The following is a 15477-nucleotide window of genomic DNA, read 5'->3' as shown; positions in this document are numbered from 1 at the left end:
CCCCGTCGCGGCGCGCGTGTGACGCGCAGCTCGGGGGAGTGTCGCCGCCGCGGCCGGATCCGGAATCATGCGGGGCCCGGTCGCTGGGGGTGGGCGACCGGGCCTCCGTGTGTGCGGGGCGGGTCGTACGGCGGTGGTCCGCGAAAGCGGAACACGGTCGGTCGGAGAGCCGGGCGGGCGGCGGTTCGCCGTGGCCGGATAACGCCGCCGCCGTGCAGCCCGTCACCCTAGATGACCGGTGGCCGTCCCAGCCGGGTGAGTCGCCACACCGTGCGCCACCGCATGGGCCGTCGTTGGCCGCCGGACTCGCGCCAGCCCTCGGCGAAGCCGCCGAACCATGCCCGCAGGCCGCCGCGCGAGCGGACGCGCAGGAGCGTGAGCACCACCCACACACCCAGGTGGACGGGGACCAGGGGCAGCGGCAGCCGGCGGCGGGTGAGCCAGACGCGGTTGCGGGCGTTCACGCGGTAGTAGATGGCGTGCCGGGCCGGCGAGGTCCTCGGGTGCTGGAGCAGCAGTTCGGGGGCGTACAGCACGGTCCATCCGGCGTCGACGGCCCGCCAGGCCAGGTCGGTCTCCTCGTGCGCGAAGAAGAACTCGGCGGGCCAGTCCCCGACTTCGGCGAGCATGGCCATGGAGAGGGCGTGCCCACCGCCGAGGAACCCGGTGACGGGGCCGCCCCGCATCGGGTCCTTGGCGCCGATCCTCGGGACGTGCCGGCGCTGGGTCTCCCCTGTCTCGTCGGCGATCCGGAAACCCACGATGCCGAGCCGTGGATCGCGGGCGTACAGGTCCCGGACGCGGCGCAGCACGTCCGCGTCGACGAGCAGGCCGTCGTCGTCCAGCTCGACGACGACATCGGTGTCCCCGAACTCGCGCAGACGCCCGAGGGCGACGTTGCGGCCGCCGGGGCAGCCGAGGTTCTCGTCCGTCTCGATGAGGGTGACCTCGCCCGGCAGACCGAGGCGCTCGGCGAACTCCGGCAGCGGGCAGCCGTTGCCGACGATCACGATGCGATCGGGGGCGAGATCCTGTTTGGCCACGGACAGGAGAAGTGCGTCGACCTCGGCGGGCCGGTTCCCCATGGTCACGACGGCGACGGCGATCCGGGGGTCCACCAGCTCCACCTCGTCTCGTTCGACATCCATGCCCCGGCTGCCACTCACCGCCGGGCGCCACCGTCCAGTACGGCGGGGAGGACGGCGCCGTTCGTTCCGTCGCTGTTCGTTCCGTCACCGTCGGGGCGTCATCCGTACGACGCACCACGATGCCAGCAGCGAGCGTTGCCGGGCGTTAACGAAGAGGGCGATTCGCGTTCGCCGGTTCTCATTGTTCCGTGAAGGGTTGCGCGCGGGTGTGCTGCTGCGCGTCGGCCCACTCCCGCAGCTCGGCCTTCGCGAGCTTGCCGCCGGCGTTGCGGGGCAGGGCGTCGGTGAACAGGACCCGGGTGGGGAGCTTGTAGTGCGCCAGGTACCGGCCCGCGAACTCCCTCACCTCCCCCACCGTGGGCTCCGTACCCGCCGTGCAGGACAGGACGGCGAGGACGGTCTCGCCCCACCTGGGGTCGGGTACGCCGATGACGGCGGCCTCCAGGACGCCGGGGTACTCGGCGAGGACGCGTTCCACCTCGGCCGGGTAGACGTTCTCCCCGCCGCTGATGATCATCTCCTTGAGCCGGTCGACGATGTAGTAGAAGCCGTCCTCGTCCCGGTGGGCGATGTCGCCCGTGTGGAACCAGCCCATGTCGTCGAAGGCCGCGCGGGTGGCGTCCGGGTTGTCCCAGTAGCCGGGGGTCACGTTGGGGCCGCGGACGCAGATCTCGCCGCGCATGTCGGCGCCGTCGATGACGGTGCCGGTGCCGGGGTGCGTCAGCCGGATCTCGGTGTACGGCATGGGCACACCTGCCGACCCCGTCTTCTCCAGGGTCAGCCGGGCCGGCAGGTGCGTGGCGAAGGGCGCCGTCTCGGTCAGTCCCCAGGCCTGCTGGAGCAGGACGCCCCGCTCGGCGTAGTCCCGGATCAGCTGCGGTGGTACGGGGGCGCCGGCGACGATCGCGGACCTGAGGGCGCCCAGGTCGGCGTCCGCGAAGCCGGGCACGCGCGCGAGGGCCGCGAACATGGCGGGCACGGCGAAGAGGCTGTTCACCCGGTGGCGGACCAGGTCGTCCAGGCACTGGGCGGGGTCGAAGCCGCGGCGCAGGACCACGGTGCCGCCCCGTACGAGGGTGCGCAGGGTGAGGGCGTTGAGGCCGCCGATGTGGAAGAGCGGGGCGACGCCCAGGTTCACGTCGTCATGGCGGGTGTCCACGACGCTGTCGACGTTGACCGCGTTCCACCAGAGGTTGCCGTGGGTGAGCATGACGCCCTTGGGCCGGCCGGTGGTGCCGGAGGTGTACATCAGGGCCGCGAGGTCGTTGTCGTACAGCGCGACGGGCTCCCGTACGGGCCGGTCCGGGCCGCGCAGCCCGGACAGCGGCGTCCACACCGCGGCGGGCGCCGGTGTGGCGGGGCACTCGGGGTCGGTGTCGACCAGGACGTGGCTGCGGGCGGGGACGCCGGCCAGGACCGACTCCACCAGTTCGCGGTGCCCCTCCTCGACGACGAGGGTGTGCGCGCCGCAGTCGTGCAGGATGTGGCGCACCTCGTCGGCGGCGAGCCGGAAGTTGACCGGGACGAACACCGCGCCGAGGTGGACCGCGGCGAACAGCGTCTCCAGGAAGGTGACGCTGTTGAAGCCGAGGTAGGCGATCCGGTCCCCACGACGCAGCCCGCGCTCGGACAGCCCGTCGGCGAACTCGCCGACGGTGCGGCTGAGGCCGGCCGCGGAGACCTCCCTGCCCTCGTAGACGACGGCGCTCGGGGAGGGGTACAGCGCTCTTCGGCGCAGCGCGGCGGCGGGGCTGATGTCGACGGCGGCCATGGCGTCGGCTCCCGTGGGTGTGGAGCGAGGCGTTGGACAGGGTATTCAGTCCCAGATTCCGGCATTCCAGACTGGGATGTCCAGCTTTCCGGCTGTTCGGGGTGGTCACCGCGGCGCGGTGCAGGCGTGGTAGTAGGTGCAGTGCAGGCGTGGTGCAGGTCGTATAGGCCTGCCTCAACCGCCCGTCGCCGTACGCGGGATCGTGGTCCTGGGCGTACAGGAGGGCGTCCCCGAGCGCCGCGGCCCTGGCCCGTCCGTCCGGGGTGGGTGCCACGAGGACGGTGAGGGCGTTGTCGTAGGTGAGAGCGCTCTCAGCGATGGGCGCTCATTCTGCTGCCGCGCACGGGGCGGGTCAACGCCCCTGGCCCTGCGAGGGGTTGAAGTCCGTGCGCGGTCGACGGAGTGCGGGCACCCAGAGCTGCGCGGGCATCGGCGTTCGGTGGGCGCTCCTCGGGCGCTCACCGCGTACTGCACACCGTCTGCGGTATCGCGTGTCTGTCGGGCTGCGCCTCCTGCACCTTCTGCACGTCTTCCAGCAGGCCCCGTATGCCGAGGTCCTCCCCGGCGGCGGCCCTGGCGATGGTCAGCAGGACGGCCTCGTAGAAGGCGTCGCGCACGGCGGGTGCCATGACATCCGAGGCATCCAGACAGAGGGGGTCGTCACCGGTGAGCCGTTCGGCGATCTCGCGCTCGATCGGGCCGTCCTTCGGCCGCACCTCGCGATTCGCCGAGAAGACGTCCGCGCGGTCGGCCCACTCCTGCTGGCCCTCCCGGGAGGCGAGCCGTTCGATCAGGGCACGGGCCTGCGGGCGCTCGCTGAACAACGCGGCGAAGTCGCCGCTCACCTCGTGGGCCCGGACCCGGTAGGGGCCTGCGGGCAGCAGCGGAGCGGAGTCCGTCAGGCCCGCGTTCCCGCGCTGCTCCCCGTAGAAGGAGCGCGCGAAGGAGCCCTGGTGCTCCAGGGTGCACCCGCCCCAGCCTTCGAACAGCAGCCCGTGGCTCCGGAAAGCACCGCGGTGGTCGGTGAGGAGGGCCTGCCTGGCCGCCCCCTTGTTCTGCCGCAGCAGACCGGCCCACGCCTCCCAGGCACCGCGCACCGCGTCCCCGTCCCAGTCCACCGTGCCGTCGCCCAGCGCCCACTTCCCGTAGTCGCCCGGTCCCTCCCGTTGCAGCACGAGGTCCTCGATCCAGTCGCTGCCGGGCCAGCCGGAGGCACCGTCGTCCCCCATGCCGACACACCAGCTCTCCAGCGGCGCCGGTGCGGCGGCCGGCTTGTTGCCCTTGCGGTACCAGACGATGGACTTCAGGTCCGCCTTGACCGGGACCCAGAACACGTCGTCGGAGGTCCTGCTCACCGGTTTCCACGGGGCGCCGTACTCGTCCTCGTCGTAGAGGCCGTTGAGCGGTTTGAGCCGCTGCTGGTCCGCGTACTCGGCGAGTTCGCCTACGCCCGGCATGATCGCGATGTCCGGTGGCTCCCCCGACAGCACCTTGGACAGCAGCACCTCGCGCTGGGCCGCGGTGCCCTGGTACTCGAAGGGGATGCCGAAGCCCCGCAGCACCGTCTCGAACCGCTCTCCCTGGTCGTCGGTCCACGGTCCGAGGATGGTCACCGGCTCCTCGTCGTCCCGCTGCGCCCAGACCGCCACCATGCTGCCGCCGCAGACCAGCAGCAGCACCACGAAGAGCACCAGCACCTTGAACCGCCGGGTCACCGTCGCCTCCCGTAGTCGCTTTCGAGCCGGAGACCGAGCCCCACCGCGGGCAGGACGACGACCAGCAGGCCGCCGATCAAGGTGCCCTGGTACACCCTGTCGGTCCAGATGCCGTCGGCCAGTACCCGCCGGACGTCCTCGGACTTCTCCGAGACGGTCTGCTGTGCTCCGGCCAGCCTCTCGTCGCAGCAGGGCTGCCGGGAGACCTCGGTGATCTGCCGGAGGTCACCGGCCACGCGGTCGAGGTCGTCCTGGGCGGAGGCCATCGTCAGCAGCGGGACGACCGCGAGCAGCACGGTGAGGGCGAAGGCCGCGAGCAGGTACGGGTTCCAGTCGCGGCCGCAGCGGTCGCGCAGCACGAACAGCGCGGAGAGCAGGGTCAGCGCCAGCGCCGCCAGGGCGAGTTCGGCGAGCCACCAGCCGCCGCGCTGCAGCCACCCCATGGTGGCGGCGGCTTCGGCGTGCTTCATCTGGACGCTCTGCAGTTCGTGCAGGCGGGGGACGAGTCCCACGTTCGGGCGGATGAGCAGCGAGCGTGCCTCGGCGAACTTCTGCTGCCGCATGAGTGGCTGGTCACCGTACATGGCCGTGCCCGGGTTGATCGCGTTGCTGTAGGTGTCGAGCAGACCGTTGACGGTGCCGAGGTCCTGGTCCGTCCGGTCCGCGATCCGCGACAGACCCTGGTCGGCGGCGGACAGCTGGGTCCGGTACGTCTCGCCCGAGCCCGCGATGCCGACGAGGTTCGGGTCCCGCAGCTTGTCCGCCTCCTCGTAGGCCCGCAGCACCGCGAGCCGGGTCGCGGCGAGCCCCTGAACGGCCGGCGCCTCCCGGGACGCGAGGGCCTCGGCGCCGCGCTGGATCTTCCAGCAGGACAGGAACAGGGCGCCCACCGCCACCAGCGCGCACGTCACCAGGACCAGCAGGTGCACGCCCAGCAGTCGGCGGGTCCGCCAGGTGCTCAGGCACCCGCGCCAGAAGGCGGCCAGGGAGTACCCGCGCCGGCGGACGGCACGTCCGGTCGTCACAGCAGTCTCCCCCCGCAGACGATGCAGTAACGGGCCTCGCTCCCGGCCGGTGTGCCGCAGTGACCGCAGCGCGGGCCGGGCTGCGGACCGGGGGTGTCGGCCGGGGACGGCCCCGGGCGGGAGCCGGCGCGCAGGATCATCGAGCCGAGCGTGCCGGCGTCGACGGCGGTGCGCAGCCGGATCTGGCCGGCAGTCGGGTCCTCGATGTCGGCGACCGCGCCGATCTCGTCCAGCACCCAGTCCGTGCCGAACTGCGCCGCCAGGCGTGCGGCCCGTCCCAAGTGGGCCTCGGCGGCCTCCCGTCGGTGTTCCCGGAGAGCGAGGAGCCCCCGGCGCAGGGCATCCCGCATCACGGTGGTGGCGTTCATGCTGCGCACGAGGTCACCGCCCACCGGGGCGTGGGGCGGCGGCCGGTCGGGGCGGTGCCAGCGGGCGATGACGGGGGCGTGGACCTCGCCGATGGAGACCATGGCGAACTGCAGCTCCGTCTCCAGCGGGTCGGTGTCGGCGTCCGCGACGAGGGTGAGCAGGTAGTCGCGGCTGCCCGTCTCCCACTGGTAGGTCGCGAAGCTCCAGCGGTGCGGTCGGCCGGGCCGGCGCAGCCCGCCGAGGCGGTGCGGCCGGGGCGCCCTCTCGTTCAGTGCGACCTGGCGTACGGAGGGCCGTAAGGTCACCTCGATCGGCAGCTGGGGAGCGTGCACCCTTCGCAGCCGCTGGATCGCGGCGGTGATCGCCCGGCCGAGGCCGTCGTCCACGGACTCGGCGGTGCCGTGCAGCCGTTCGGCGAGGGTCAGCAGGGGTTCGGGAGCCCAGTCGGTGCCCACGGCGAACACATCGCAGGTGAAGTGTCCGGCGCAGGCGTCCAGTTCCTCCTCCAGACGGTTCTCGCCGGGGGCGCTGCTGCCGTCGGTGATCAGCAGCAGATGGCGCACGGACAGCGGGCGGCCGGCCAGCAGGGCGCGTGCCGTGGCCGCCCAGACGGCGTACCCGGCGGGGCGCGGGCCGTCCCTGTGCAGCGGGAGCGCTCCCGCGCTGAAGGCGGCCCGGCGCTTCACGGCCTGGTCGGCGACGGCCCACTCCGCGCCGTCCCGCGGATACCACAGGACGGGCTCCGGGCCGCCGCCTCCGAGCACGGTGAAGGAGATGCCGTCGGGCAGCGCGCGCAGGGCGGTCGGCAGGGCGTGCCGTACGGCCTCCCGGTGGTGCTCGGCGACGTCCACGGCGATGATCACGGCGAGTTCGACCGCGGGCAGGGCGGCGGGAGCGCCGGTCGCGGCCACGTCGACCCGCAGATGTGCCTCGATCTTCGCGCTGCGATGCGGGCGCAGGTCGTGTCCGAGCTCGACGCGCAACCGGATGTCCGGCTGCGATGGCCGGGTGGGCCGGTTGGGCCGGTTGTGGCTGCTCATGTCGTACGCACCGCTCCTTCCCCTTCGTCGCCGTCCGGGCCGTGTGGGGGCCGTCCGGTCTTTGCTGCCGTGTGGTCTGTGGTGCCTGTGGTCTGTGGTGCCGTGCGGTTTGTGGTGCCGTCCGGTCTGATCAAGGGCTTGCGGTCGGGCCGGGGTCTTGCGGTCGGGCCGGAGGCTTGCGGTCGGACCGGAGGCTTGCGGTCGGGCTGGGTCTTACGGTCGGATCAAGGGCTTGCGGTCGGGCTGGGTCTTACGGTCGGATCAAGGGCTTGCGGCCGGATCAAGGGCTTGCGGCCGGAGCAAGGTCATGCCGTCAGATCAAGGTCTGGGGGCGTACCGCGTGTATGAGGTCCACGAGGTGTTCGTGGGCGGCGGCCGACTCGCGGTGACGGGCAGCCAGTTGCCGGTAGTGCGACTCGATCTCCTCGCGCAGCTCGCGTTCCTGCGGGCTCAGGCGCCTCAGGGCGCGGGCGTCGAGCCGTCCGGCGTCCTCTCCCGGAGGGCCGGCCCGGTCGCTGCGGCCGGCCAGGGCGTCCAGTTTCCATTCGAGCAACTCGGTCCTCAGGCGCAGCGCCTCGTCCTCGGACAGGCTCGGCTCGCCGGCGCCCGGTTCCTGGCTCACGAGGTCGCGCAGTTCGGCCAGCGCCGCGTCGACCTCGGGGGGCGCGGGCAGCGCTGCGGCGTTTCCGGGCAGCCGGGCCGCGCGGATGCGCAGGGAGGCGATGCGGGCCACGGTGTGGTCCAGGGTGCCGGGGCGGACCCGGCCGAGCACGTCGAGGGCGGCCCGGCGGTCGCCCTCGCGGAGCGCGAGCCGGGCGAGGCCCAGCGCGGCGCCGCCGTGCGCGGGGTTGCGGGCGAACACGGCCTCGTACAGTTCCTTGGCGGTGGGCCCGGCCAAGTCGTCGCCGAGCCGCTCCCCGCAGTAGGCGAGGGCCAGTTTGGGGGCGTACTCACCGGGCAGTTCGAGGCGGACCTTCGTGAAGTGGACCTTGGCCTCGGCGACTCGCCACCGGGCGCCGTCCAGGCCGGCGCGGCACAGCGCGACCAGTGCGCGGTGCCACTCCAGCCGCCAGCGGCGCACGGCGGGCGGCCCGGGAATGGAGTCGGCCGCGTCGAGCTCCTCCTGGGCGAGCTCCACGTCCTCCGGGGTGTTGCGGCCCAGCAGCACGCGCACGTTGTGCAGGCGGATCTCCGCCGAGGGCGGCTTCCCGTCCTCCTGGCCGAGGAGCACCCCCGGGTCGTAGCCACTGCTCACCTCGAACCGCGCGGTCTGCGGGTCGCCCGGGTAACGCCTCGGCACCGGCAGACAGCGGCCGATCTCGGTCGGGGTGGGGGCGCCGAGGTCGAGGGCGGGGGCCACGGGTGGCGCGTACCGGTCACGGCGGGGGCGGTCCAGCCAGTGCTCGATGCCCGGTACGGTGCCGAGCCGGGCGCCGAGCAGTTGCGGGGACGGCCGGAAGTAGTCCGAGGGCTCGGGCGGGTCGCTCTTGCCGCGCAGGGCGCGGATCTCCCGCAGAGCGCCCCGCAGCTGGCCCGCCATCTCCCGGGCGTCGGCGAAGCGCCGGCCAGGGTCTCTCCGGGTGGCGCGTTCGACGACGCCCCATAAGGAGGCGGTGCCGAGGCCGGGCACCTCGTCAACGGCCCAGCCGGCGAGTTCCCGCAGGGTGACGCCGACGGTGTGCAGGTCGTGGGCGACGGTGGGCACGGCCGACGACCCGGTCTCGGGCGCCATGTAGTCGGGGGTGACATGGGCGGGCAGCCGGCTCTCGCCCTGTTCGCGCATGCCGCCGAGGTCGATGACCTTGACCCCGTCCCCGTGGTGCACGACGTTCGACGGCTTCATGTCCCCGTAGACGAAGACCCGTTCGCCGCCGTCGTGCAGATGGCCGAGCGCTTCGAGGATCTGACAGCCGTAGGCGGCGACGTGCTCGATGTCGAGGACCGACTCACCGCGCCGGGTCTCCTCGACGACTTTCGCGAGGGTGCCGTCGCCGACGTCGTCCATGACGATGTAGCCGCCGGTGACCTGGCCGGTGTCGTCGCGCCGGGCGACGAAGTCGCGGATCTGGACGATGCGGGGGTGGCGGATGGCGACGAGGTTGCGGCGTTCGACGTCGGCGAGCCGGGCGCCGTCCTGCTCGTAGCGGTTGAGCAGTCCCTTGACGGCGACGATGTCACCGAGATGGGAGTCCTCGGCGAGATAGACCCAGCCCTGGCCGCCGTGCGCGATGGGCCCCATGATCCGGTACTGGTCGCGCAGCACGTCGCCCGCGGCGAGTTCGGGCCGGTACGAGTAGGGCTCGCCGCAGGCCGGGCAGTACCCCTCGAGCGGCGCCGGGCCCACGGTGTAGGGCGGCGCGAAAGTGATGCCGCACTCGGCGGACGAGCAGCCCATGGTGATGTGCAGCGGGGCCTCGGGATGGATGAGGCGTTCCTGCGCGGGGCGCGGCGCGCGCTCGGGCAGCGCGAGAAGCTCGTCCGGGCCGAAGTCCCGCGCGGCGCCGGGCAGCGCGGGCAGCCCGGGCCCCTTCTCCGGGCGGCCGCACTCGGCGCAGTGGCCGGTGGGCAGCACGGTGCCGCCGCAGGGGGCTCCGGTGAAGCGCCGGTGCGGGCAGGTCGGCGTCTTCTCGCCGTCCTCCTCCCCTGCCCCGGCCCCTGCCCCTGCCCCTGCCCCTGCCGGGCGGAGCACCTCATGCCCTGGCCCCGCGCCCGGCCCCGTCACTGGTCCCATGCCCGGCCCCGTCACTGGTCCCATGCCCGGCCCCGTCACTGGTCTCCTGCCCGGCCCCGTCACCGGTCTCCTGCCCGGCTTCATGCCCGGCTTCCTTGGCGCCGCAGGTCGGCGCGCAGGGTTCTGATCAAGTCGCGTGCACGGGTGAGTTGCTGTTGCGGATCCGTCAGCTCGCCGATCAGACGGAGCTCGACGCGGCGCCGGTCGGCCGTCTCGGTGATGAAGCCGAGGGAGGCGCTGTCCACGACACCGTGACGGACCGCGCGGCTGAACTCCGCGCGCTCCAGCCGGTCGAGCAGCTCGTCCGCGTGATCGAGGAGCGCGGGCCGCAGCAGCCCGTCACGGGCCGCGGTCCAGCCGGTGCCGCCCTCGTGGCGGAAGACGAGCAGCAGCCGGAAGCCGAACTCCCTGAGCCGGGACAGGAGTTCGATCAAGGGGCCTGGTTCAGGCTCCTCATCCATACCGTCGACGAACACCGTGACCCGGCGGCCGGGCGAGAGGGCGGATGCCTGCCCGGGCAGGGGACCGGGCCGGGTCCTGTGCGCGGACGGGGTCCGGGGCTCGGGCCTGGACGTGGGGCCAGGCCAGGGCCCGGACGTGGGCGTGGGCCCGGGGGTGCGCGTGGGCCCAGGCGTGCGCGTGGGGCCGGGCGTGCGCGTGGGCCCGGGCTTGGGCTTGGCCCCGAGTAACCAGTCCCAGTACGCCAGGTACTGCCCCGGCGGGAAGCCGATGTGGCCCAGGGCGTGGTCGGCGAGGTCAGGCCTGCTGGAGACACCGCCGCGGTGGACGAGGTCGGCGCGGTGCAGCAGATGGCGCAGCGAACGGTCCTTGCCGCTGCCCGGCCCCACCACGGTGATCTTCACGGGATCCTCGTCCGGATCCTCCAGCCACCGGGTCAGCCGCTCCTCGAAGTCGTGGTCCCATGCGCCAGGACTGCTCAATTCCCTGATGACCGGCGACAGTTCGGCGATACGGTCGACGGGGATCAGATACGAGTAGGCGAGCCGGTTGTTCTCGGGCAGCACCGCGCCCAGGTCGCCGCGCCAGCTGACGACGAGGCCGACCACGTGGGCCGGACGTCCTTCGCGGGGCCGGGTGCACACGGCGGCGCCGCTGAAGCCCTCGCGCACCACCTCGGCCTTGGTGACGGCGTCGAGTTGCACCAGTTCGCCGCTGGCCCCGCCGATGCGGCCCCACAGGGTCAGACCGTCGTCGAAGCCCTTCGCGTAGCCGGTCGCGTACACCTCCATGCCGGCCCACATCCCGGTTTCCAGCCGAGCCGGGCGCGCCTGCGGGCGCGGGCTGTCCAGACGCAGTACGGCGACATCCTCACCGCCCTCGCTCCCGGGCAGCCAGCCGCCGGGCGGGACGCGTGCGGCCACCGGTTCGATGCCGCTGTTCTCGGCGAACTCCACCCACAGCACGGCGTCCGGTCGGCGCACGACGTGTGCGCAGGTCAGCGCGGTGTTCTGGTCGACGAGGACGCCGGCGCCGCAGATGGGGCCGTGCGCGTCCTCGCGCCGCAACCTGAGTCTCCAGTCCGCACGCAGTTCCCCACGCAGTTCCCCCATACTGCCTCAGACTACGCGCGGAGCATCGTGCGTCCCTAGGGGTGTGAACCAACTTCGGTGGCTCAACCAAGGAAAAGTGGCGGCGTGCCGGCATCAGACCTGCGGCACCCGCCGGTTCCGGGTGCGAGGGCCGGCTCAACGGTCGTCGAGCAACCCGGCGTCGTGTGCGAGCACGGCGGCCTGTACGCGGTTGGCGCAGCCGGTGCGGGTGAGGATCCGGCTGATGTGCGCCTTGACCGTGCCGGCACTCAGATACAGCTGATCGGCGATCTCCGCGTTCGACAGGCCCGTACCGAGCAGCCGCAGGACGTCCCGCTCGGCCGGGGTCAGCTCTTCGAGCCTCAGCTGAGCGGCCTCGGTGTCGCGGCCTGATCGTACGTGTCTCTCCAGCAGTTGCCGGGTGATCCGGGGCGCCAGTACCGGTTCGCCCTTCGCGGCGAGCTGCACGGCGCGGATCAGGTCGGCGGGAGCGGTGTCCTTGAGGAGGAACCCGCTCGCTCCGGCCCGCAGGGCCCTCGTCACGCTCGCTTCCTCGCCGAACGCCGTCAGCATCACGACACAGGTGCGCGGCGAGAGACGGGCGATGTCCTCGGCGGCCGCGATTCCGTCCCGGGTGGGCATCTGGATGTCGAGGAGTGCTACATCGATGTCCTGGGCGCGGCAGGCCGCGGCGGCTTCCCGGCCGTCGCCCGCCTCGGCGACCACCTCGATGTCGTCGGCGTTCTCCAGGATCAGCCGGATTCCCGCGCGCATCAGCGCCTCGTCGTCGGCGACCAGGACTCGGATCATCGGCTCATCTTATGAGTTGAGCTCAGGAGTTCACCCCAGGAGCTCAAGGAGCCCACCGCAGGAACTCGTTTCAGTGGCTCGTCTCAGGAGGTCATCTCCGGAGCCCGTCCCAGGAGGTCATCTCCGGAGCCCGTCCCAGGAGCTCATCTCAGGGCTGCCAGTGTCAGCATCACGACGAGGAAGCCCGCCGTGGGCAGGACCACGAGCAGCGCCACGCAGCCGGCCCCCAGAACGCGCGGCCACGTCAGGATCTCGGCGGACAGCGGGGCACGGGCGCCCTGCTGTCCGATGCCGCCGGGCGCGAGGCGGGCGCCGGTGGGAGGGGTTTCGGCGGAAGCCCCCGGGAGCGTGGCGGGTTCCAGGGGGCTGTCCCCGCGAGTGGGCAGCCAAGCCGCCATGCGGAAACCGCCGTTCGTCAGGACACCCGCCTCGAACGTGCCGCCGAGCAGAGAGATCCGCTCCTGGCAGCCGGCCAGCCCGCTGCGGTTCCCGCCGTGGGACCGGCCGGTCGTGCGCGGCGCCTCATTGGTGACGGACACCTCGATCCCCCGGCCCGTGCGCCCGACCTCCACCCGGGTGGGCGCACCGGACGCGTGTTTCAGCACGTTCGTCAGGCCCTCGCGGACCACCCGGTGGATCGCCTGACGCGTGCGGACATCCACGGCGGCCGAGTCGGGAAGGGACCAGTCCAGTTCGACGGTGCTCCCGGTCCGCCGGGACTCCGCCACCAGCGCGGCGATGTCCTCGCGCGTTCCCCTCTCAGCCCCGCCACCGCCACCGGCCCCGTCCGCGGGGTCCGCCAGGTCGTCGCGCCTGAGGACACCGAGGATCTCCCGCAGTTCCCCCATGGCCGTACCGGCGGTCGTGCGCAGCAGCTCGGCCTGGTCGACGAGGGCGGGCGCCTGCCGCGCGGCGGCGAGTTCGAGCGCCCCGGCGTGCACCGATATCAGGCTCAGCCGGTGGCCCAGGAGATCGTGCATCTCCCCCGCTATCCGGTTCCGCTCCTCCATCCGGGCCGCCGCCGCGGTCAGCGTGCGGGCCTGTTCCAGATAGGCGTTGCGCTCCCGCAGCAAGCTGACCAGGGGCCGCCGCCGCCCCAGCAGGGTCCCGGCGAGGGCGGGCAGCAGCAGAAGCAGTACGGCGGAGACCGCGCTGTTGGCCAGCTCCCACGCCAGGCCGTCGGGCCCGAGCAGCGCACGGGGGACGGCCAGGACACCGGCGGCGGCGCAGGACACCCCGACGACCCGCCATGCCCGTCGCGTCGGTGCGATACGGCGGGTGGCGGACAGTACGACCAGCGCCGCCACCGGCAGTGTCCAGACGTTGTCCCCCACGACCAGCACGGACGCGCACAGGACCGCGGCGACCGGCCAGACGCGCCGAGCGGGGACGAGCAGGACCGCCCACACCGCCTCCAGCACCGCCGAGGTCAGCCGCTCCGGGGTGACCAGCAGCAGCGGTACGAGGCAGAAGGCCGCGGTCAGGGCGGAGGCCTGGGCCTCGACGACGACCGTACGGCGGTCAGCGGAACGCACCGCGGCCCAGCTCACGGCCGCCTCGCTCCGCACCCGCCGAGTTGCACCGGTCAGCGCGCGCCTCAGCCGGACGGACGGGCGCGACGGCCGTATGTCCTCGGGTACCTGACTCACCATCACTCCTGCCCCGCCACCGTGGATCTCCCGGCAGGAACGGTAGCCACGGCGCCGGTGCTCCCCGCACCTCGGCCCCCGGGTGTCATGCGCCCAGCCGGAGGCTCAGCTCCGCCCGCAACGCGGCCAGGTCCACCTGACCGGCGGCCAGCAGCCGTGCGACCAGGCCACCGGCACCGGCACCCGCCTCCGCCTCCGCCTCCGCCTCCGCCTCCGCCTCCGCCTCCGTCTCCGTCTCCGTCTCCGTCTCCGTCTCGTCGAGCAGCGCGGACAGCAGGTGGACCGTACCGACCGTGGGCGACCCGTGCTCGGCGGCGGACAGCCGCGCGACCGCCATGACCCGATCGGCGGCGGCGGACGGCCACACCACACCGTCGCTGTCGCTGTCGCCGTCACCTGCCCTGTCGCTGTCGCCGTCACCTGCCCTGCCGCTGTCGCCGTCGCTGTCAGGAACAGCAGCGGACGGGGGCACCGAAACAGAGGCCGAAGCCGAAGCCGAAAGGCCCGCCGCGGAAACCGCCGCGGAGACCAGGGAGACCTGCCGCACGCCGTGTCGGCGCATCAGAGCCGGAGCGGCGTTGACGTCCGCCAGACGCGCGGGAAGCGAACGCCCGGCGACGGACAGCGCCCGGTCCAGGGCGACTATCCCCAGCAGGAGATCCACCGGCTCCATCCGGTCCCGCCCGCACCGTATCGCCTGCCGTGCGCCCTCGGTGGTGACCGCGAACACGACCGGTGAGCCGTTCGCGGCGGACCCGGAGGTCCACGAAGCGAACGCGCGGGTAAGGCGGTTACCACTCTTGCCCAGCGTTCCGGCCCGGCGAAGAAGGGCGACCCCACTGGATTCCGGTCCCTCGGTCTCCGCGGATGCGCTCGCATCCAGTCCGTCGAGCGCGGTCGCCGCGGCGGCGAGGTCCAGTCTCTCCAGCAGCAGGGCTTCCCGGGCCCTGGTGTCCGGCAGGTCCAGCAGGGCCCGGGCCACGTGCCGGCAGCGCACCGAGATCGTCCCCTCGGCGCGGGCCGACCTGAGCGCGAGCAGCAGGCACGCGCGCATCCCCCCGGTCATCCCGGGCCGCACCCGCCCGCTGCCCGCGGCCGATCCGCGGGAGGTGAGGCCGAAGCGCCACCAGGCCTCACGCCAGGCGGCCTCGACCTCGACCTCGTCGGCTTCCTGACGGGCCTCCTCATCGGCGCCGCCCCCGGCAGACGCACCACTCACCTCGTCATCGCTCACCCAACCGCCGCCGCCCGACAGGGCGCGGATCAGGCCGCCGAGCGAACCCGCCTTCCGCATCCCCGGGGCGATCGCCTCACCGGCGTCCGTGTCCCCCGCCACGAGCTCCCCCAGCAGGGTGTCCGTCCCCACGGCCGGCAACTCGCTCCGCACGGCACGGCGCAGTGTCGCCACGAGCAGGTTGATGACGTCCGGCTCGAACTCCGTGGTCGCCCCGACCACGGAGTTCGAGCCGTCGGCGTGTGCTCCGGTCGTCGCTCGCTGCCCCATCAACGTTCCCCTCACAGCCCGGTGTCCTGGTCACCGACGACGCTAGGCGCATCCCCCACGCCGCCGCGTCGGCCGACCGGCCACATCTCCGGTCCGATCGGCCGCAGTGCCGGGCCACCGGGCCACCGGGCCGCGTTGGCCACCGGGCCGCCGGGCCACCGGGCC

At 73.2% G+C, this 15477-nt stretch carries 10 protein-coding genes and 1 pseudogene; all 11 read right to left on the bottom strand.

Annotated features, from left to right (window positions below; genetic code table 11):
* Positions 1–227: 227 nt before the first annotated feature.
* On the bottom strand, positions 228–1148 hold the full coding sequence (locus ACZ49J_RS38805) for a glycosyltransferase family 2 protein (protein ID WP_467455620.1): 921 nt from the start codon (positions 1146–1148) through the stop codon (positions 228–230).
* A 178-nt stretch (positions 1149–1326) separates the two neighbouring features.
* Positions 1327–2919, bottom strand: coding sequence for an acyl-CoA synthetase (locus ACZ49J_RS38800; RefSeq protein ID WP_467455621.1), 1593 nt, complete (start codon positions 2917–2919; stop codon positions 1327–1329).
* A 163-nt stretch (positions 2920–3082) separates the two neighbouring features.
* A pseudogene (locus ACZ49J_RS38795) lies at positions 3083–3226 on the bottom strand (Tat pathway signal sequence domain protein); the annotation flags it as partial.
* A gap of 151 nt (positions 3227–3377) precedes the next feature.
* Complete coding sequence (locus tag ACZ49J_RS38790; RefSeq protein WP_467455623.1) at positions 3378–4634, bottom strand: extracellular solute-binding protein; 1257 nt, start codon at positions 4632–4634, stop codon at positions 3378–3380.
* The gene (locus tag ACZ49J_RS38785) at positions 4631–5659 is read right to left on the bottom strand and encodes a hypothetical protein (protein WP_467455624.1); all 1029 of its coding nucleotides are present in this window, start codon (positions 5657–5659) and stop codon (positions 4631–4633) included. Before ACZ49J_RS38785 ends, ACZ49J_RS38790 begins: the two co-directional genes overlap by 4 nt.
* Complete coding sequence (locus tag ACZ49J_RS38780; RefSeq protein ID WP_467455625.1) at positions 5656–7068, bottom strand: hypothetical protein; 1413 nt, start codon at positions 7066–7068, stop codon at positions 5656–5658. Before ACZ49J_RS38780 ends, ACZ49J_RS38785 begins: the two co-directional genes overlap by 4 nt.
* Positions 7069–7381: 313 nt before the next feature.
* Complete coding sequence (locus ACZ49J_RS38775) at positions 7382–9799, bottom strand: tetratricopeptide repeat protein (RefSeq protein ID WP_467455626.1); 2418 nt, start codon at positions 9797–9799, stop codon at positions 7382–7384.
* An 80-nt stretch (positions 9800–9879) separates the two neighbouring features.
* Complete coding sequence (locus ACZ49J_RS38770; RefSeq protein WP_467455627.1) at positions 9880–11370, bottom strand: S1 family peptidase; 1491 nt, start codon at positions 11368–11370, stop codon at positions 9880–9882.
* A 135-nt stretch (positions 11371–11505) separates the two neighbouring features.
* Positions 11506–12159, bottom strand: a complete 654-nt coding sequence (locus ACZ49J_RS38765; protein ID WP_467455629.1) for a response regulator — start codon at positions 12157–12159, stop codon at positions 11506–11508.
* Between the two features lie 143 nt (positions 12160–12302).
* Complete coding sequence (locus tag ACZ49J_RS38760) at positions 12303–13811, bottom strand: sensor histidine kinase (RefSeq protein WP_467455630.1); 1509 nt, start codon at positions 13809–13811, stop codon at positions 12303–12305.
* A gap of 82 nt (positions 13812–13893) precedes the next feature.
* Positions 13894–15312 carry a hypothetical protein gene (locus tag ACZ49J_RS38755; RefSeq protein ID WP_467455631.1) on the bottom strand — a complete coding sequence of 473 codons (1419 nt, stop codon included), beginning with the start codon at positions 15310–15312 and terminating at the stop codon, positions 13894–13896.
* Positions 15313–15477: the final 165 nt, after the last annotated feature.

Source organism: Streptomyces sp. NPDC030840, assembly GCF_055572015.1.
This window is presented reverse-complemented; position numbering and strand designations above follow the sequence as displayed.